Source organism: Stutzerimonas stutzeri, assembly GCF_002890915.1.
Lineage (GTDB): Bacteria > Pseudomonadota > Gammaproteobacteria > Pseudomonadales > Pseudomonadaceae > Stutzerimonas > Stutzerimonas stutzeri_AF.
This window is the reverse complement of sequence record NZ_POUT01000009.1, coordinates 45,679-63,337: the sequence shown is the minus strand read 5'-3', so window position 1 is coordinate 63,337 and position 17,659 is coordinate 45,679. Positions and strand designations below refer to the sequence as shown.

At 64.0% G+C, this 17,659-nt stretch carries 16 protein-coding genes; 10 read left to right on the top strand and 6 right to left on the bottom strand.

What is annotated here, in order from left to right:
* Positions 1–55 precede the first annotated feature (55 nt).
* Genes CXK94_RS15975 through CXK94_RS15960 form a run of 4 tightly spaced genes read right to left on the bottom strand, consistent with a single transcriptional unit; the run spans position 56 to position 7,221 of the window.
* Positions 56–2,128 carry an AIPR family protein gene (locus CXK94_RS15975; protein WP_034037677.1) on the bottom strand — a complete coding sequence of 691 codons (2,073 nt, stop codon included), beginning with the start codon at positions 2,126–2,128 and terminating at the stop codon, positions 56–58.
* Positions 2,128–3,093 carry a PD-(D/E)XK motif protein gene (locus tag CXK94_RS15970; RefSeq protein ID WP_102895081.1) on the bottom strand — a complete coding sequence of 322 codons (966 nt, stop codon included), beginning with the start codon at positions 3,091–3,093 and terminating at the stop codon, positions 2,128–2,130. Before CXK94_RS15970 ends, CXK94_RS15975 begins: the two co-directional genes overlap by 1 nt.
* Positions 3,086–5,746 (bottom strand): Z1 domain-containing protein, encoded by a 2,661-nt coding sequence (locus CXK94_RS15965; protein WP_058176020.1) that lies wholly within the window; start codon positions 5,744–5,746, stop codon positions 3,086–3,088. Before CXK94_RS15965 ends, CXK94_RS15970 begins: the two co-directional genes overlap by 8 nt.
* A complete protein-coding gene (locus CXK94_RS15960; RefSeq protein WP_102895080.1) occupies positions 5,743–7,221 on the bottom strand; it encodes an ATP-binding protein in 1,479 nt (492 codons plus the stop codon). The genes CXK94_RS15965 and CXK94_RS15960 overlap by 4 nt, the downstream gene beginning before the upstream one ends.
* A 147-nt stretch (positions 7,222–7,368) precedes the next feature.
* Between CXK94_RS15960 and CXK94_RS15955 the strand changes: the two genes are divergently transcribed.
* Positions 7,369–7,815, top strand: coding sequence for a very short patch repair endonuclease (locus CXK94_RS15955; RefSeq protein WP_256046054.1), 447 nt, complete (start codon positions 7,369–7,371; stop codon positions 7,813–7,815).
* Here CXK94_RS15955 and CXK94_RS15950 read toward each other — a convergent pair.
* Entirely contained in the window at positions 7,812–9,431 is a 1,620-nt protein-coding gene (locus CXK94_RS15950; protein ID WP_102895079.1) for a DNA cytosine methyltransferase, read from the bottom strand. The genes CXK94_RS15955 and CXK94_RS15950 overlap by 4 nt on opposite strands.
* 61 nt (positions 9,432–9,492) lie before the next feature.
* Positions 9,493–9,693 carry a methylation-associated defense system helix-turn-helix domain-containing protein MAD1 gene (mads1, locus tag CXK94_RS15945; RefSeq protein WP_009397209.1) on the bottom strand — a complete coding sequence of 67 codons (201 nt, stop codon included), beginning with the start codon at positions 9,691–9,693 and terminating at the stop codon, positions 9,493–9,495.
* A 224-nt stretch (positions 9,694–9,917) separates the two neighbouring features.
* On the opposite strand from mads1, the gene CXK94_RS15940 reads away from it, so the two are divergent.
* From CXK94_RS15940 to CXK94_RS15900, 9 genes are read left to right on the top strand one after another with little or no spacing between them, the layout of a single operon-like run.
* Positions 9,918–10,283 carry an RAQPRD family integrative conjugative element protein gene (locus CXK94_RS15940; RefSeq protein WP_058198323.1) on the top strand — a complete coding sequence of 122 codons (366 nt, stop codon included), beginning with the start codon at positions 9,918–9,920 and terminating at the stop codon, positions 10,281–10,283.
* Complete coding sequence (locus CXK94_RS15935; protein ID WP_010792128.1) at positions 10,280–10,519, top strand: TIGR03758 family integrating conjugative element protein; 240 nt, start codon at positions 10,280–10,282, stop codon at positions 10,517–10,519. The genes CXK94_RS15940 and CXK94_RS15935 overlap by 4 nt, the downstream gene beginning before the upstream one ends.
* A gap of 22 nt (positions 10,520–10,541) precedes the next feature.
* Positions 10,542–10,910 carry a TIGR03745 family integrating conjugative element membrane protein gene (locus tag CXK94_RS15930; protein WP_031754986.1) on the top strand — a complete coding sequence of 123 codons (369 nt, stop codon included), beginning with the start codon at positions 10,542–10,544 and terminating at the stop codon, positions 10,908–10,910.
* Between the two features lie 12 nt (positions 10,911–10,922).
* Positions 10,923–11,333, top strand: a complete 411-nt coding sequence (locus tag CXK94_RS15925; protein WP_023109301.1) for a TIGR03750 family conjugal transfer protein — start codon at positions 10,923–10,925, stop codon at positions 11,331–11,333.
* Positions 11,330–12,022, top strand: coding sequence for a PFL_4703 family integrating conjugative element protein (locus CXK94_RS15920; protein ID WP_013721889.1), 693 nt, complete (start codon positions 11,330–11,332; stop codon positions 12,020–12,022). The genes CXK94_RS15925 and CXK94_RS15920 overlap by 4 nt, the downstream gene beginning before the upstream one ends.
* Entirely contained in the window at positions 12,019–12,933 is a 915-nt protein-coding gene (locus CXK94_RS15915; protein WP_102895078.1) for a TIGR03749 family integrating conjugative element protein, read from the top strand. The genes CXK94_RS15920 and CXK94_RS15915 overlap by 4 nt, the downstream gene beginning before the upstream one ends.
* Positions 12,923–14,356: a TIGR03752 family integrating conjugative element protein gene (locus tag CXK94_RS15910; protein WP_025513343.1), complete on the top strand. Its 1,434-nt coding sequence runs from the start codon at positions 12,923–12,925 to the stop codon at positions 14,354–14,356. Before CXK94_RS15915 ends, CXK94_RS15910 begins: the two co-directional genes overlap by 11 nt.
* Positions 14,337–14,771 carry a TIGR03751 family conjugal transfer lipoprotein gene (locus CXK94_RS15905; protein WP_102895077.1) on the top strand — a complete coding sequence of 145 codons (435 nt, stop codon included), beginning with the start codon at positions 14,337–14,339 and terminating at the stop codon, positions 14,769–14,771. The genes CXK94_RS15910 and CXK94_RS15905 overlap by 20 nt, the downstream gene beginning before the upstream one ends.
* Entirely contained in the window at positions 14,771–17,659 is a 2,889-nt protein-coding gene (locus tag CXK94_RS15900) for a conjugative transfer ATPase (RefSeq protein ID WP_102895076.1), read from the top strand. The genes CXK94_RS15905 and CXK94_RS15900 overlap by 1 nt, the downstream gene beginning before the upstream one ends.

The following is a 17,659-nucleotide window of genomic DNA, read 5'->3' as shown; positions in this document are numbered from 1 at the left end:
TGCCGCCTTCGTCGGGCCGGTGAACGGAATAGCGCGCCGGGACAACCTTCGGCGCTCAGGACTCGCTCACAACCACGCCTTCGAGACGCCCCTTGTCGAGAATATCCAACAACACCACACTCTGCTTTTCTGTCGGGAGCTTGGAGGGAATTTGCATGGCAACCCTGAGCACGCCGTCTTCCTTTGGCGTGAGCAGATCCTTCTCAAGCAGCAACTGATGGATGCGAGCCCATTCCGCAGCGGGAACAGCCAACACTTTTCGCTGCGCCTCGATGCCGTTGTCGATCCTCTGCGTCTGCTTCGCTGTCTTCACGATCGCTGCCTGATCATCCTGCGGAACAAGTCGATCGTAGAACTCGGACGGGAGGAGATTTGCAATGGCGTCGGCACGAGCCTGTATCCTCGTCCAGCACGCCTCCTTCTTGCACCACTCGGAAATGTTGGAAATGCCTTGCGGCGGTCTGATGATGTCGTCGTTCACGACTCCCGACACGACAGCGATGGCACTTTCGAGCACTGGGTCGACCATCTGTGCGTTCCAGATGCCCAGAAAGTCGATGCTCTCCTTCCTGCGTTTCGTGATGTCACCGAGTACCGCCAGCGTGTAGGCCACGATGTTTGCTCGGTACCCGCCGTTGTACCAAGGCTGTGCAGAAACGATGCGCTCCGTGGCGCGGAAGATCAGACCACGTGCGACAGCCCTCTTGAAATAGAACTCGTTGAACGCGTCGGATGATTTCTCCCACTCGCTGCCGATTCGGGCGGCGTAGCGCGCAAAGTTCTTCTGGGAGCCAAGATTCACCCACCTGGGGTGGTCATCCCAGACATTCTCGAACTTCGCAAGGTCCGTCTTCGTGAACATCTGTGGCTTGGGATGCTCCGCCTTGAAGCGACGCTGCTCCGCAGGTGTGAGCTTCGACTGTGCATCGGCATACTGGCCGCGTGCGCGCTCATAGAACCACCGCGTCTCGCGCGGGGCGCCCTTCTGCGCCGGCGCCCAGATCCGCCGGGAAAACCCTTCCATCCGCACATGGAACGGGTGGTTCGAGAAGAAGTCGGCGGCATTCACCCGATTCTGGGTGTTCGCGTACTCCGATATCCTTGGAACGACCGTTTCGCTCTGTTGGCTGTCGATGACGGACAGCTTCAACTGGACGAATATCTGGGAAAGATCTGCCTTGTCCCGCTTCCGTGTATGGAACAGCGATGCTGTGGTCTGGCCCCCATTGACGATCTGAAGGTCGACAACCCTTGTGATCGCCAGACCGAAATCCGTCGTCGCGGTCTCGACACTCTGCGCAGTGGCCGTGATCCCGTTGTTGTAGGCAAAGAACATTCCCGGCTCGTTCAGGATCGTTGCCCTTATTCCCTGGTTCACATTGCCGCGGGCCTGCAGGAATGTTCGGACGTTCTGCTCAAGCAAACGAGCTCCGAATCTCTCGTACAGGGTCGCCAGTACGTCGGCAGGCATGACCATGAGATAGGATTGATAGGCATCGGTCCCCAGGTGTGCAGGAAGGCAGGCGATACCCTTGCCGAACATCTGCTCGAAGTCGAGGTCGAGTGGCTCCTTGTGGCTGCGGGAGCTTCGCTGACGATGAAGTCGTGAGATGTCCCAGATGTGGTGAGCAGCCGGAACACCTGCCACTTCCGTATCGGGAAGGGCCTGAATCTTCTCGCTGAGCGTGCGCTCGGAGAAGAGAACCAGGTTGACCTGCCGAATGGCGTCCTTGCGATCCGCAATCTGCCTGGCAAGGCCGTACTCCGGCGATGTGACCTCCAGTTCGCCGGCCAGGCCCTTGTTGGCACTGGCCTCGAAGAAGTTGGCAACACGCTTGAATGCCGCGGCCACTTCCGTTCTGGTGAGCGATGCCAGCTCGTTTCGGGAGTCGAAGTCCGCGATGAAGAGGTCCAGAACTCCTTCGTCATTGAACCAGTAGCCGTCCACGCGCATACCACGCTGCGCCCGGAAATGGCAGAGTTCGAAACCTTCCGTGAAGCCTGTCTCGACTAGGTCGTTCGCGATGGCCTCCATGAATTCGGAGAGCTGGAAGCTGCCATTGGCTTCGGCGCCCGCCAACAGTTCCTGTCGGAAGTCGTGGAAGAAGTCTTCGTCGGTCTGCTCCATCAATCCTCCCCGAAGATGGCTGCTTCGTCACACTCGTAGGGAGCAATCGTTTCCAGCCTGATGTCGTAGGCCACGTTGGCAATCCCTGGCGGCAGTTGCGACCGCATCAGACGCGGAAATCCGTCACCAACACGATAGCTGCGCACGTCGCTGACGACAAAGCGAGGCTCATCGTAGTCAGGGAGCGGCGCATAGCCGTGCGCAACCAGCTTCCGGTCAAAGGCCTCGACGGCGTCCGCCTCGCCGAGCCGTGCCTGGACTGCAGTGACGATCTCGTTGAGCGATCGAGCTCCTGCCGCGTCGGCCAGACTGCTCAGCCGGTACATGCGCAGGAACAGCGCATCGTTCAGGGATTCGAGCTGGTCTTCCGATGAAATGCGGACGCTGCTCCGCTCTGCGCCAGAGAGCGATTTGACCTCGACGGCTGTGTTGCCAAAGATGAAATCCTGATGTGATCGTTCCGGACCGAGCCAGGCTTCGACGGCGTCACTGCTCGACATCTGCCGATCGATCAGTTCCGTCAGAAAGACGATCTCGGCAAAGAGACCGCGCACTTCCTCGATGGACAGACGTTGACTTCGGCCTGAAAGGAAGGTCTTCCAACGGCGGATATGCGCCAAAGAGACTGCAAGAGAACTCGCCGAGTCGGTGGCGTGCTCCAGCGAGGATGCAAGGGTGCGGCACAGTCCTTCGAAAAGATCGCGGTCGACCTGCCTTTCAAGCGCGAGGATCAGGCGTTGCTGCCCCTGATCTCCGGCACGAAGATCGACATCAATGCCGTTCACCGTGACCGCGTTGTTCCGGTACTGGGCTGCGTGGTCGCCCTGAAGCTCCACGATGAACAGGCAGGCGCCACCGGCATCGCGTCCCCAGAAACAGGGCACGGCCGTTCCCACCGCAACCTGGCGGACATTGAAGTCCGCTCCCGGAACGGCGATGTCATCCCACGGCGAGGACTCAGGCATCGTAGTCCTCCTCCTCGTCAGGATCGTCGGCGTAACCCTGCATCTGCTGGAGCCAGACCTTGTTCACGACGACATTGATGGTCGTCGAATAGTCCCCGTAGGGAAAACTGACGCCGAAGGCGGCGATCGGTCCCGTCACGGCCTCGCCCTTGGGCTCCAGGCTGTGAATCATGAGGAGCGGCTTGTTCCGGACCATACGGTAATGCGTGTCGGATACCGCTCCTGAGCCATCTTCGCCGCCAGCCAGCGTCCTGGCCTCATTGCGTTGTGCGTCGCTGAGCCCGAGCTTCTCGTCGCCACGCGAGGCAACCCTGTCCTTGTTCAGGCGCCACGAAGTGCCGTTCGGCTGATCCTTCCCGACGACGCGCACCTGATTCCTCAGGGTGAACGGGTTTTCACCGCCTGAGCCACCCGAAGGGGAAATCAGCAGAACATCGGCCAGCGGGCGCTTCGTCGCAATCCGTTCGAGATAGCTCACCACGTCCGACTTCTGTCCGGCAAAGGTCGAATGGCATTCGAACCGGGTGAGGAAGTCGTCGATCACCTCGACGGGCACGTCCCTGAAGATGACGCCCTTTTCGGTGGACTCCTCCGGTCGCCCGCCGAATCCTTTTCGCCAGTGATCGGCGATCAGCACAAGGTTCCTGGCATTCACGCCAGGGTCGGTGGAGACAATGTAGCTCTCCCGCAATCGCCCACTGAAACTCTGCTCGACCGTGACCTCCTGGCCGGATCGCATCTTGTTCGCCGCCGTGATCAGCAGGCTGTCCGGATGCGAGCGGACGTACAGGCCAAAATCCTTCGGGCTAAGGCGATCGCGCCGCATGCGCTTGACCTGCTGTACAAGCTCTTCGGCGGCATCGGCGATGTGGGAGTACCAGTTGATCGAATCGCGCGAGAGATGGACGCGGCAGAGGTCCTCGAAGCCCGGCCGGTAACCGAACCAGCGGCCCATCTGCATGAGGGTGTCGTACATCTTCGTGTTGCGGTACATGTAGCTGACGGTCAACCCCTCGATGGTCAGGCCTCGGGAGAGGCTCAGACCACCGACCGCGACCGCGGTCAACCCGACTCCTTCCTTCGCATAGCGGGCGTAGTCGAGCACCTCGTCACTCTTGCTGTTGATGACATAGAGGTGGAGGTGCTCGAAGACGCCGCTGAGGGCAGCCTTCACCTCCGCCCAGGTAAACCCAGCATCGGCGTACTCAGCATCGAAGGCGTGCTTCAGGCCCTGCATGTACGCGTTTCTTGCGGAAACCTCTTCCGGCATCGCGTAGTTGGCGAGAACCGCTTCCCTGATCTTCTTCTCCCTGAGACTCAGGAAGTCACGCACGGCCTTCTGAACGGGCACGAAGCGCGACACATTGACCATCATGGAGCAATGCTTGCCGGTCTGCCCACGCAGGTTCCGGATGGCGCGGGCGACGATGAATTCGTCGAGTGCGCGATAGAGGCTGGGGGGCAACTCGGGGACAGGATCGTCACGCTTGTGGGCGTACGGGATGAGATTCTCGCAATCGTCGATCGACCTCACGATCGATTGACTGGTCGCCTCGTCGAGGAACACTTTCTCGGCACCGAAGTACGTCGTTGGCGCGTCCAGGCAATAGATGAAGTCGCGCGGGAACAGCTCCTCACGCACATCATCGCCATAGGCGTCGGGGTTGATGAAGATGTTGGCGAACGGTGTCGCCGTATAGCCGACATAGCACGATTTCGCGAACAGCCCGAGGATGCGCCGGATCATCGCATTCGTTCGGGTGGGATCCAGATCCTCCTTGTTCGTGTTGATCGACGCGTTGTCGGCCTCGTCGTCAATCAGCAGCATCGGCACGTCGGAAATCCGGCCATCGCCCTCGGCGTTCAGCTCCTTCAGCCACTTGTGAAGAGCCGTGAGCGTCGTGACGTTCTTCTTGATGACCAGAATGATCGGCTTGCTGAAGTCGTTGATCTTCCAGCCGCTCTTTTCCGCCGTGTTCTTGTTGAAGTCCTCGTTGATGTTGGTGAGGGTGGCCGGATGCGGATAGCCCGGCGCGAGGCCGACACCGATGTTGCGACGATCCTCGGGATCGCTGGACCGGCCGATGAAGGCCTCATCGATGCGCTGCTGCGTCTGCTTGCGCAGATTGTTGTGAATGCCGGCGACGACGATGATGAACTTGTAGCCGGCGTCGGCGGCGCGTGCTATCAGGCCGGTGTAGTTGGCCGTCTTGCCCGACTGCACATGACCGATGACAAGGCCGCGACGGTTCCAGGTTGTGCCCTCGCTCAACGGATCCTGCAGGTGGCCGAGAATGCGGGTCGTCACATCGCTCAGCGACTGGACCATCTGCGGTGGCCAACCTTCTTTGAGAAGAAAGTTTCCATAGGATTCCGCATACGTCCAGGCGACGTCCTCACGCTTGTGGACCCACTGATCGTCATGCTTCGCAGTGACATCCACCAGCGAAACACCGGCCCCCATGCGCGTGTCGACCGAGATCATCGCCTCGGTGACGATATTGCGGAGATCACCCGTATAGCCGAAGATCGCGGCGATCTGTCTCGCCTTCTCCTCCACCTGCTCGCGCGTCGGCGTCTCGGCCATGTTGGCAAGGCCTGAGATGAGCGCGTTGGCAATGTTTCGTTCTTCCGTGATGACTGTGAGGCTCATGCAAAGGTCTCGCTGATGAATTTTTCGGCCAGTTCGATCTGGCCATCGAAAAGGTGCGTCGAGCGCACGATCTGGAGAAAGGCATTCGGATCGCCCGGCCCGTCGCCGTAGAGCAACTTCCTGAGACTCTTCAGGCGCTCCAGAGTCTGGCTTTCATCCACCGCCCTCTGGTTGATCTCGCGTGGATGGGTCGAGTAATCCGAATAGATCATCTCCACCGGTAGGGAGGCGGCAATCGAATCCAGCAGGACACGAAGCAGATCCACATCCTCGGACGAAAGTCTTGTGCCCAGGGATGCGATGAGCGGGTGCTGCTCGTTGATTGCGAAACGGATGCCGCCGTGATCGGCGTAGCGCTCCCAGAACGGGGCTTGGCTCTCCTGAAAGAGCTTCTGCCCGCGCCCCCTATGCACCGTCACGCTGCGGGCAGTGATCCTGTTGAGGATCTGACGCAGCCGCTCCCGCACCCCATGCGGCGGGCGGGCACGCGATTTCTTGATGTCGATGGTCCAGGCTTCGTCCAGACTGTTGGGAAAGTCGATCTGTACCCGCGCCAACTTGGTGGCCTCACCCTTCGGCACGAGTCTGAACCAGTCGCCCCAGGCCATCAGGCGGCCATTTCGATAGACGTAGCCCCCCTGATTGGAGATGAAGTCACTGCGATCCTGGTAGTAGTCGTACTCGGACGCGGACAGACGACTGTGGTGTGGAAGCACGTAAGGCTGCAGGCGCACCTCGGCCTCGCCGATGCGGACGATCTCCTCCGGAAGCACCTGGGTGGCAGGATTCTTCCTGCAGAAGGGATCGAATGCCGTAATCGGACGACCATTGACGGTGAGAGAAATCCTGGCATGTCCCTTGATCTCACCCGAGAGAAACCGGTGGAAGACAAGTGACAGATGTCTGCCTACTGCCTCAAGCTTCTCATTGACGATCTCGTCTCGACGATCCCCGGCCTCGTCCTCCATCAATCGGTCGAGCTCTCGCCAGATAACGGCCGTGCCCCGGGCGCCGAGCCGTTCGACATAAGGCAACCCATGGATGTCCGCATCGTCCAGGATGGAAAGAATCCAGTCGTCGGCAGCATCGATGCGATCCAGATTCCATTCGGCTCCGCAGACAGTTCCATCGCGTGTGCTCACAACGGTCAGCGAGCGACATTGGGAAAACGAGGCTGTCTTCAAGCCAAGGCCGAAGCGCCCAAGATCCTTCGGCGACCGATGCTGCCTGGGGTTGCCGGTCCCATGACGCATCGCATCGAGCAGCTCGTCTTCCGTCATCCCCCTGCCGTTGTCGAGGATGACCATCACAGGAGGCTCACCGGACACATCGCAGATGATGTCGATGGTGTCCGCGCCAGCGGAAATGCTGTTGTCGATCAGATCGGCAATCGCAGTTTCGAGCGAGTACCCAAGGTCCCGCATCGATTCGGAAAGGCAGGCCGCGCTCGGCGGATGGCTGCGATCACGAGCCATCGGCTTCCCCTTGCGTCTTCCTGTGAGTCAAGCGCATGGTAGGCTCCAGATTTCTGCTTCGATCGTCGCCTTCATCCGTTCGCATTGCCAGACAGACGCGCGGAGCTGCCATTTCTGCAGACATTCAGGTGGAAGATATTCACGACCATGCGCGTTCCGACCACTCCGCAGCGCAGCCGCATGATGTCGAGTATTCGCGGAAAGAACACCCGGCCGGAACGGATACTTCGCTCCCTTCTTTTCGCCAGGGGTTTTCGATATCGACTTCATGTGCGGGGGCTGCCCGGCTCCCCCGACCTTGTGTTCCCGAAGCGCAGAGCAGTGGTGTTCGTCCATGGCTGCTTCTGGCACCGACATGAAGGCTGCCGCTACACAACCACTCCCAGGACCAATGAAGATTTCTGGCGGCAGAAATTCCAGGGAAATGTCGCTCGCGACAGGCGCCATGCGGAGATGCTCCATGCCCTCGGCTGGCGCGTGGCGGTCGTCTGGGAGTGCGCCTTGAAGCACTCGGTCGAGAAGACTGCGCAAGCGGTTGAGGAGTGGCTGCATGGCGATGAGGATGTCCTGGTGATTGGTCAGAGCATTGACTAGCCCGCTTCGGCAAGCACAGGAAGCTGTTCTGGCAGGTTTCGCGGCACGCTTCCCGCCGGCCTCTTCTGTACGGCATCACCAGCCTGCCTCCGCCTCCTCCTGCTCATCTCGTTCAGAAGGCTACGAACGATCTTGGCCAGTTTGTAGGCAAGCAACGGAGGCACCGCATTGCCGACCTGGGTGTACTGCTCCGTTCGGTTGCCAGCGAAGACGTAGTTGTCGGGAAACGTCTGGAGCCGCGCCGCTTCCCTGACCGTGAGACTTCTGCATTGGGAGGGGTCGTAGTGGATGTAGTAGTGCCCGTCCTTGGCAATGTGAGCCACCACCGTGGTGGACGGTTCGTTCCTGCACTGCACGCGGAACCGATCCTTGAACGGGATCGCTTCGGATTCCCGATCGACATGCACATTGATGTGATCGGGAAGCAGCTTGGGAGGAAACACATCCAGCCGTGGGCAATATCCCCATAAATGAGCGAAGCTGGCTGAGAAAAGATAGCGAGCAAGATCGGATGCCATGTGCGCGCGCGCTTCATGCTGACAGACACCACCCAGGCTTCGGTCGTGAAGCCATTGCTGAAGCTCGGTCGGCTTCTTCGGCCTTCTGTAGCCTCGTGAAATGAAGGCGCCACCGGTCGTGGTGCTGGTTGCCGCAGCGGCAAAGGCACGCATTGTCCCGATCATGACGGACTCGTTTTCTGTTCTCCATCCCTTGACGTAAGAGGGGGCAGCCTGAACAGCCTTGCGCCATGCCTCCACTGAATCGCCACGCGACAGCTTGCTGCGGATTCGGGGAAGATCGTCAATGGCCTGTTTGACCGTGACAGGCCTTGCTACTGGTGCCAGCAACTGGTGTTGAGGCATGTCCAGCCCCTTCCTCACTCCGAGCAGAATCACGCGATGCCTGCTTTGCGGGATCCCATGGCGCTCAGAATGGATAAGGTAGTCGGTGGGTTCCAGCGAACTGCCGTCGCCCTTCTTGGTAAAGGATCGGATCTCATATTCGAGCCCATCGGTCGGCATCGAAAGATCCGCAATGATCTTCTCGAACATCGGGTCGCCGGAGTGCTTCGAGGAAAGCAGACCCTTGACATTCTCCATCACGAAGATGGTGGGCGTGTGCACCTGGATGATTCTCAGGTACTCCCTGTAGAGGAAGTGTTTTTCATCCTTGTGAAAGTCCTTGTCGTTGGCGCGTCTGGAGCGCCCCGCCAGCGAATACGCCTGGCAGGGCGGGCCGCCGATCAGCACCCAGGTTTCCTGCCCCTTCAGTGCAGCACGAATTTCCCTGTCGATACTGGCTTCGTCGGACTTGCCAAGCTCCAGGCACCTCGCCTCGGTGGCAGCATGCTCGAAGGCGCTGGCCACGGCAGGGATCCTGCGGAATGCGGCCTCATCGATCTCGCCCCGTATGTAGCTGTAGTAGTGCTTGACGTCCTTGGTGCCACGCAAACGCCTGAACACTGCCCTGAGCGTCAGCGTGCGATGTGCGACAGCATCCTTTTCAATGGAAAGGGCAATCTCGAAGAATGGCTGCCGCTTGTGGCCCTGCAGGGAAGCAAATCCTTCCCCGAGCCCTCCTGGGCCAGCAAAAAGATCAATTATGGGAACTGGCACGCCAGCAATCCTCCCCTTGGTTCCTTCCCGAATGTGATTCGGTTGCCGATTTGGTGCACGCTCACTCTGCCTCCGGCTTCTTCTTGCTGATGCTTTCGGCGATCCACCGATCCAGCTCCGAGCGGCGAAAGCGCCAGGTTCCCCCAAGCTTGAACGCCGGAATCTCTCCTTTCTGGGCAAGGCGATAAACCGTCCGTTTTCCGGCTTTGAGGTAGGCCGCGACCTCCTCAAGTGTGAGGATCTCGCTCTCGACTTCAGTCATCCGGAAACCATCCGATCTGGCCTTTCGTAGATTTCGGTTGCCAAGTTTAGCCAATTCTACCAAGCTGCGGTAGGCGCTGGCCAACTCCGCAATCCCGGGAGCATTGCACGGTTGATCGCCAGCTCGCCCCGGGAATCCGGTCATGCCGTAGTTCCCATTCCCTGCGGCGCAAAGCGAGCGCGCGCCACAGCATCTGGCCATCCGCTTCAACGGGGAATGGCACGATGGGACAGACCAACCGCCGCACATCCGCATGGCCTGCGCTTGCCGTGGTGTTGGCCGTGTCGTTCTCGGCGCTGCAGCCTGCCGCCGCTGCCGACAGCCTCGCCTCGGAGCGTGAGCAGCTCGCCGCGCTCGCCCGCCAACTCGACCTGATCGACCGCCTCGCCGAGCACGCCGCCAGTACCGCTCCGCAGGAACGCGCCCGCTACCACTTCGACCACGCCCGACTGCGCGCGGACCTGAAGCGCGTTCGCGCCGGCCTGCAGGACTACCTCGTGCCCCAGCGCGCCCAGCCGCGCGATCCCGTCCCGCTGGCCGGCGACTACGTCCGCCGCGACCGCACCGACGACGAGGAGCCGTCGCCATGACGCCCTCTGCCGATCAGGTCGCCGCCTTCCAGGCCAACGGCGGCTTTGCGCCTTCGGCCGTCTCTGCCGTGGTGCTGGGCTTCGTGTTCGCCGTGTTGCTGCTGTGGGGCGTGTGGGCCATGCGCACCGCCTACGTCGGCTGGGCCGAGCACCGCATCACTGAACGTCAGTTCCTCGCCGTCGTCGTGCGCTTCGTGGCGATGTACCTGGTGCTGACCTTCTTCCTCCTCTCCTGACCGTCACGAAAGGCCATACACCATGAACACGCCCCCGACATCCCATCGCATTCCGTCCCGCATCGCCGCTCCGCTGCTGCCGCTGGCGCTCGCGGGTCTGCCGCTGTCGGCCTTCGCGCAGGGCCTGCCGACCATGGAAGACCCATCGCGCGGCCAGGGCAGCGGCATCCTGCAGACCTTGCAGAACTACGGCTACGACATCGTGCTGCTGATCGCGCTGCTCGTGGTCGCCTCGATGTTCGTCGGTGTCTGCTATCACGCCTACACACGCTACTCGGAGATCCACACCGGCCGCGCCACCTGGGGCCAGTTCGGCCTGACGGTCGCCGTGGGCGCGATCCTGCTGGTGGTCGGCATCTGGCTGCTCACCAAGGCCACCGGCGTGCTGTGAGGGCGGCAAGCGATGGCCGTCCCCTCGGAGACCCCGCAAGACACGCTGGTGAGCTTCCTGCCGCACCGGCTGAATCGCCAGCCGGTGGTCGTGCGCGGGCTGACCGCCGACGAGTTGTGGATCTGCGCCGGCCTGTCGGCCGCAGCCGGATTCGCACTCGGCCTGCCGCTGGCCTGGCTCACGCACAGCATCGCCATGGTGCCGACGCTGATCGTCGCCGGCATCGCGCTGGGCGTCTTCGTCGGCGGTGGTTTTCTGCGCGCACAGAAGCGCGGCCGGCCCGACACCTGGCTCTACCGACAGCTCCAGTGGCGGCTGGCCCTGCGGCACCCGGCGCTGGCAGCGCTCCTGGGCGGGCAGCGCCTCATCACCCGCTCGGGCTACTGGACGACCCGGCGCAACGCCGATCGAGGTGCGCCATGAGCCGTTTCAAGAACGAGGTTGCGCACCTGCAGGCGCACGTGATGACGTTGCGTCTGGGGGCCGGCGCGTTGTTCGTGGTGGCGCTGCTGCTCGGCTTCGGTTGGTGGAGTGCGCCGAAGAGTCTGACCATCCATGTGCCGCCGGACCTGCGCTCGGGCAGCACGCGCAAGTGGTGGGACGTGCCGCCCGAGAGCGTGTATGCCTTCTCGTTCTACATCTGGCAGCAGGTGCAGCGCTGGCCCACGAACGGCGAAGAAGACTATCCGCGCAACCTGCGCGCGCTGTCGGCCTACCTGACGCCGAGCTGCCGGGCCTTCCTGCAGCAGGACTACGAGTACCGGCGCGCCAGTGGCGAGCTGCGTCAGCGCGTGCGCGGCATCTACGAGATTCCCGGCCGCGGCTACGGCGATGATCCGGCCACGCGCGTCAAGGTGGTCTCCGACCGCGACTGGATCGTCACGCTCGACGTGAGCGCGGACGAATACTACGGCTCCGAGCAGGTCAAGCGCGCCCTGGTGCGCTACCCCATCAAGGTCGTCCGGCTGGACATCGACCCCGAGCGCAACCCCTTCGGCCTGGCGCTGGACTGCTACGCCAGCGCACCCCAGCGCATCGAACCGCCGCCGACGCCGACCCAGGCCGGCGTGCCCGCCAACGCCCCCGGCCACCTGCAGGGAGACTCCCCATGAAGCCCGTTGCCTTGTCGGCCCTGGCCGGCGTCCTGCTGATCCTCGGTGTCGTGCCGGCCAGCCAGGCCGTGGAAATCCTGCGCTGGGAGCGGCTGCCCCTGCCGGTGCCGCTGGTGGTCGGCCAGGAGCGCGTGGTCTTCATCGACCGCAATGTGCGCGTCGGCGTACCGGCCAGCGTCGGCGACCATCTGCGCGTGCAGAGTGCCGGCGGCGCGATCTACCTGCGGGCGAGCGACCCGATTCCGCCCACGCGGCTGCAACTGCAGGACGTGGAATCCGGCGCGCTGATCCTGCTCGACATCGCCGCCGAGCCGGCGAAGGACAGCCAGGCGCCGCTGGAGCCGGTGCGCATCGTGGAAGCGGAAGCCCCCGCGAAGCGCTACGGCGGTAGTGCAGCAAGCGGTGCGGACGAGCGGGCCGATGCTCCCGCAGACAAACCCGTTCCCCGGCGCGAAACGCCGGTACCGGTCGTGCTGACGCGCCATGCCGCACAGAACCTGTACGCGCCGCTGCGCACCGTCGAGCCGGTCGCCGGCATCGGGCGCGTGAACCTGCGCCGCGGCCTCGCGCTGAGCACCTTGCTGCCGACGCTGCCGGTGCACGCGCGGGCACTGGCCGCGTGGCGCCTGGAAGACCAGTGGGTGACGGCCGTGCGACTCACCAATACCTCGGCGCGCTGGCTCGACCTCGACCCGCGCGCCCTGCAGGGGAACTTCGTGGCGGCGACCTTCCAGCATCCGAACCTGGGGCCGGCCGGCACCGCGTCCGACACCACGGTGCTCTACCTGGTCACGCGCGGCCACGGCCTGGCCGAGTCGCTGCTGCCGGCGCTGAGCCCGATCGACGCCAGCGTGAACCTGCCGCCGGCCGCCGCGGCCGGCTCGACCGGAGGAGCGCGCGATGAAGAGTAATCCGCTGCTCAAGTGGCTGCTGATCCCGATGGCGCTGCTGCTGGTGTTCGTCGGCATCAAGCTGTTCTCCGGCGCGCCCGGCGGCCAGCCCGCTCCCAAGGGCGCGGCCAGTACGCTCACGCCCGAGGAGATGAAAGCCCTGGGCATCGCTGGCGACACGCCGCGCGATACCGTCGCCACGCTGGTGGCCCAGGTGAAGCAGTTGCGCACCGAGCTGCAGAGCGCGCTCGGCGACAACAAGCAGCACAAGGCCGAGAACGAGCGCCTGCGTGCCCGGGAAAGCGCGATCGACCAGCGCATCCAGAGCGCGCTGGAAGGCGAGCGCAACCGCCTGGAGCAGGAGCGCACCCAGGTGGCCAGCGACAGGCAGCAGACCCAGGGGCTGCTGCAGGATCTGCAGCGGCAACTGGACGGCCTTTCCGGCAAGGGTGGCCCGTCCGACCTGCCCGTCGGACTGGGGCTCGAAGAGGGTGACGGCCAGCGCTTCAACCGCGGCGCCGGTGGCACGCAGTGGGTCGAGCCCGACGACGCCAAGGTCGACGCCAAGAGCGGCAGCAAGGCGCCGAGCTTTCCTCTGAGCTTCGGGCCGGCCCAGAAAAGCCTGTCGGCCGCAGTGGAATCCGTCGCCGACGTCGGCAGCCGCGCGGTGGGCGCATCCACGAAGGCGGTCTACACCGTGCCGTCGAACTCGACGCTCATGGGGTCGATTGCCATGACGGCGCTGATCGGGCGCGTGCCGATCGATGGAACCGTCAACGACCCGTACCCGTTCAAGGTGCTGATCGGCCCGGACAACCTCACGGCCAACGGCATCGACATTCCTGACGTGGCCGGTGCCGTGGTCAGCGGCACGGCCTCGGGCGACTGGACGCTCTCGTGCGTGCGCGGGCAAATCCGCTCGGTCACGTTCGTGTTCCATGACGGCACCATCCGCACGGTGCCTGAGGACAGTAGCAAGGGTGGCAGCAGCGGCGGCAACTCGGGGCACAACGGCGCCAGCATCCAGGGCGGCCTGGGCTGGATCAGCGACCCTTACGGCATTCCCTGCGTCAGCGGCGAGCGGCGCAGTAACGCCCAGCAGTACCTGGGCAGCCAGGCACTCATCACCGCAGCCGGCGCCGGCGCGGCCTCGCTCATCAAGTCCGACAACGGCAGCGTGGCCGTGGTCGCCAACAGCAACGGTTCGCTGGGCACCGTCGGCATCAGCGGAAACGAAGCGATGGGCCGCATCCTCGCGGGCGGCGTGCGCGACATGGCCGATTGGGTCAACAAGCTCTACGGCCAGGCCTTCGCGGCGGTCTACGTGCAGCCCGGCGCCAAGGTGGCCGTGCATCTGGAGCAACCGCTCGACATCGACTACGACGCCAAGGGGCGTCGGGTCCACCACCGCACCGGAGAAGCCCATGCCTCGGATCTGGATTGACGCGGCCGCCGTGCTGCTGGCGGCCACCCTGCTCGGCGGCTGCGCCACCAGCAAGGAGAAGCTGCTGCCGCACGGCGACAGCACCATGCTCGACATCTGGCATCGGGAGACCGGCGGCAGCGCGGGCGGCGGCCAGGCCGCGCGGCAACTGATCGATGCGCGCCAGGGCCTGCGCCGGCCGCTGGTCGAGGCCGATGTGCAGGCGGCGCCCGGCGTGCAGGCGCGCTACACCCGTACCGCGCAGAACGAGATCTACCGCCAGTTCCACCGCCTGCCGAACCCCGACCTGGTGATGTACGTGTTCCCGCACCTGGCGGGCACCGACCCGGTGCCGGTGCCCGGCTACAGCACGGTGTTCCCGCTCTACCAGCGCGTGCAGTACGCGATGCCGGGCGAGCGCGTGGAGGACTACTGATGGCCTGGGCGCTGTCGTGGTCACGCAAGGGCGACGCATCGCCTGCTGACGCCGTGGATGCGACCGATGATGCCTGGGCACGGCACGTGGCGGCCTTGGCGGCACAGGGTGTCGCCGAGCCGGGCAGCGCGCTCGGCCGGGGCCGGCGCAGGCCGGCCACCCAGGCCGACCACGATGCGCTCTATGGCGTCGCGCCGTCGTTCGCGGACTTGCTGCCCTGGGTCGAGTACCTGCCCGGCAGCAAGTGCATGTTGCTGGAAGATGGCCAGTCGGTGGCGGCCTTCTTCGAGCTGGCGCCGGTCGGCACCGAGGGCCGCGAGATGGCCTGGCTATGGCAGGCGCGCGATGCGCTGGAGAACGCCCTGCAGGACTCCTTCGACGAGTTGGACGACAACCCCTGGGTGGTGCAGCTCTACGCCCAGGACGAGGCCGACTGGGACAACTATCTGCGCTCCCTGGCGAACTATCTGCAGCCGCGTGCGCAGGGCAGTGCGTTCAGCGACTTCTACCTGCGCTTCTTCGCCCATCATCTGCGGGCCATCGCCAAACCGGGGGGCCTGTTCGAAGACACCACGGTGACGCGCCTGCCGTGGCGCGGCCAGGTGCGACGCGTGCGCATGGTGGTCTACCGCCGCACGTCCGCGGCCCCGACCCCACGGCGCGGCCAGTCGCCCGAGCAGGCGCTGACCACGATCTGCGACCGCCTCGTCGGCGGGCTGGCCAATGCCGGCGTGAAGGCTCGACGTCTCGGCGCGACGGACATTCACGCCTGGCTGCTGCGCTGGTTCAACCCGAATCCGACCGTGCTCGGCGCCACTGCCGAAGACCGCGAACGCTTCTACGCGCTGACCCGCTACCCGGAAGAGCGGGAGGAGGGCGAGATCGAACTCGCCAGCGGCACCGACTTCGCGCAGCGCCTGTTCTTCGGCCAGCCCCGTTCGGACGTGCCCAACGGCCTGTGGTTCTTCGACGGCATGCCGCATCGGGTGATCGTGATGGATCGCCTGCGCACGCCACCCGTGACGGGCCATCTGACGGGCGAGACGCGCAAAGGCGGCGATGCCATGAACGCACTGTTCGACCAGATGCCCGAGGACACGGTGATGTGCCTGACGCTGGTCGCCACGCCCCAGGACGTGCTGGAGGCGCACCTCAACCACCTCGCCAGGAAGGCCGTCGGCGAGACCCTGGCCTCGGAGCAGACCCGGCAGGACGTGCAGCAGGCGCGCGGCCTGGTCGGCAGCGCGCACAAGCTCTACCGCGGCGCGCTGGCGTTCTACCTGCGCGGCGGCGACCTGGCCCAGCTCGATGCGCGCGGCCTGCAGCTCGTCAACGTGATGCTCAATGCCGGTCTGCAACCGGTACGCGAAGAGGACGAGGTGGCGCCGCTGAACAGCTATCTGCGCTGGCTGCCGTGCGTGTTCGATCCGGCTGCCGACAAGCGCCAGTGGTACACCCAACTCATGTTCGCGCAACATGCGGCGAACCTGGCGCCGATCTGGGGCCGCAGCCAGGGCACGGGGCATCCGGGCATCACGTTCTTCAACCGCGGCGGCGGCCCGATCACCTTCGATCCGTTGAACCGCCTCGACCGGCAGATGAACGCGCATCTGTTCCTGTTCGGCCCGACGGGTTCGGGCAAGAGCGCGACGCTCAACAACATCCTGAACCAGGTGACGGCGATCTATCGGCCGCGCCTGTTCATCGTCGAGGCCGGCAACAGCTTCGGCTTGTTCGGCGACTTCGCGACACGGTTGGGCCTCACCGTGCATCGGGTGAAGCTCGCGCCCGGCGCGGGCGTCAGCCTGGCTCCGTTCGCCGACGCCTGGCGCCTGGTCGATACGCCGAGCCAGGTACAGACGCTGGACGCCGATGCGCTCGACGAAGACCAGACCGATGCCGGCATGGCCGTGGAAGGCGATGAGCAGCGCGACGTGCTCGGCGAGCTGGAGATCACCGCACGGCTGATGATCACCGGCGGCGAGGACAAGGAAGAAGCGCGCATGACGCGCGCCGACCGCAGCCTGATCCGCCAGTGCATTCTCGATGCGGCCCAGCATTGCGTGGCGGGCAGACGCACGGTGCTCACGCGCGATGTGCGCGACGCGCTGCGCGAGCGCGCCCGCGACGCCACGCTGCCGGAGATGCGGCGCGCACGGCTGCTGGAGATGGCCGACGCGATGGACATGTTCTGCCAAGGCGTGGACGGCGAGATGTTCGACCGGTCCGGCACGCCGTGGCCCGAGGCGGACATCACCATCGTGGACCTCGCCACCTTCGCGCGCGAGGGCTACAACGCCCAACTCTCGATTGCCTACATCTCGCTCATCAACACGGTCAACAATATCGCCGAGCGCGACCAGTTCCTGGGCCGACCGATCATCAACGTGACGGACGAAGGCCACATCATCACCAAGAACCCGCTGCTCGCGCCCTACGTGGTCAAGATCACCAAGATGTGGCGCAAGCTCGGCGCCTGGTTCTGGCTCGCCACGCAGAACCTGGATGACCTGCCGAAGGCGGCCGAGCCCATGCTCAACATGATCGAGTGGTGGATCTGCCTGTCGATGCCGCCCGATGAAGTCGAGAAGATCGCGCGCTTCCGCGAACTCAACGCTTCGCAGAAGGCGCTGATGCTCTCGGCACGCAAGGAGGCCGGCAAGTTCAGCGAGGGCGTCATCCTGTCCAAGTCGATGGAAGTGCTGTTCCGCGCCGTGCCGCCCAGCCTCTACCTGGCGATGGCGATGACCGAGCCCGAGGAGAAGGCCGAACGCTTTCAGTTGATGCAGCAGCACGGCATCAGCGAGCTGGATGCCGCCTTCCGCGTGGCCGAGAAGATCGACCGTGCGCGGGGCATCGAACCCCTGGCGCTGGACACGCTGGCCTGA

What these genes read in the sequence shown, in the direction of transcription:
- CXK94_RS15975 (WP_034037677.1), bottom strand. Translation starts at nt 2,128, where the DNA reads ATGGAGCAGACCGACGAAGACTTCTTCCACGACTTCCGACAGGAACTG.
- CXK94_RS15970 (WP_102895081.1), bottom strand. Translation starts at nt 3,093, where the DNA reads ATGCCTGAGTCCTCGCCGTGGGATGACATCGCCGTTCCGGGAGCGGAC.
- CXK94_RS15965 (WP_058176020.1), bottom strand. Translation starts at nt 5,746, where the DNA reads ATGAGCCTCACAGTCATCACGGAAGAACGAAACATTGCCAACGCGCTC.
- CXK94_RS15960 (WP_102895080.1), bottom strand. Translation starts at nt 7,221, where the DNA reads ATGGCTCGTGATCGCAGCCATCCGCCGAGCGCGGCCTGCCTTTCCGAA.
- CXK94_RS15955 (WP_256046054.1), top strand. Translation starts at nt 7,369, where the DNA reads ATGCGCGTTCCGACCACTCCGCAGCGCAGCCGCATGATGTCGAGTATT.
- mads1 (WP_009397209.1), bottom strand. Translation starts at nt 9,693, where the DNA reads ATGACTGAAGTCGAGAGCGAGATCCTCACACTTGAGGAGGTCGCGGCC.
- CXK94_RS15940 (WP_058198323.1), top strand. Translation starts at nt 9,918, where the DNA reads ATGGGACAGACCAACCGCCGCACATCCGCATGGCCTGCGCTTGCCGTG.
- CXK94_RS15935 (WP_010792128.1), top strand. Translation starts at nt 10,280, where the DNA reads ATGACGCCCTCTGCCGATCAGGTCGCCGCCTTCCAGGCCAACGGCGGC.
- CXK94_RS15930 (WP_031754986.1), top strand. Translation starts at nt 10,542, where the DNA reads ATGAACACGCCCCCGACATCCCATCGCATTCCGTCCCGCATCGCCGCT.
- CXK94_RS15925 (WP_023109301.1), top strand. Translation starts at nt 10,923, where the DNA reads ATGGCCGTCCCCTCGGAGACCCCGCAAGACACGCTGGTGAGCTTCCTG.
- CXK94_RS15920 (WP_013721889.1), top strand. Translation starts at nt 11,330, where the DNA reads ATGAGCCGTTTCAAGAACGAGGTTGCGCACCTGCAGGCGCACGTGATG.
- CXK94_RS15915 (WP_102895078.1), top strand. Translation starts at nt 12,019, where the DNA reads ATGAAGCCCGTTGCCTTGTCGGCCCTGGCCGGCGTCCTGCTGATCCTC.
- CXK94_RS15910 (WP_025513343.1), top strand. Translation starts at nt 12,923, where the DNA reads ATGAAGAGTAATCCGCTGCTCAAGTGGCTGCTGATCCCGATGGCGCTG.
- CXK94_RS15905 (WP_102895077.1), top strand. Translation starts at nt 14,337, where the DNA reads ATGCCTCGGATCTGGATTGACGCGGCCGCCGTGCTGCTGGCGGCCACC.
- CXK94_RS15900 (WP_102895076.1), top strand. Translation starts at nt 14,771, where the DNA reads ATGGCCTGGGCGCTGTCGTGGTCACGCAAGGGCGACGCATCGCCTGCT.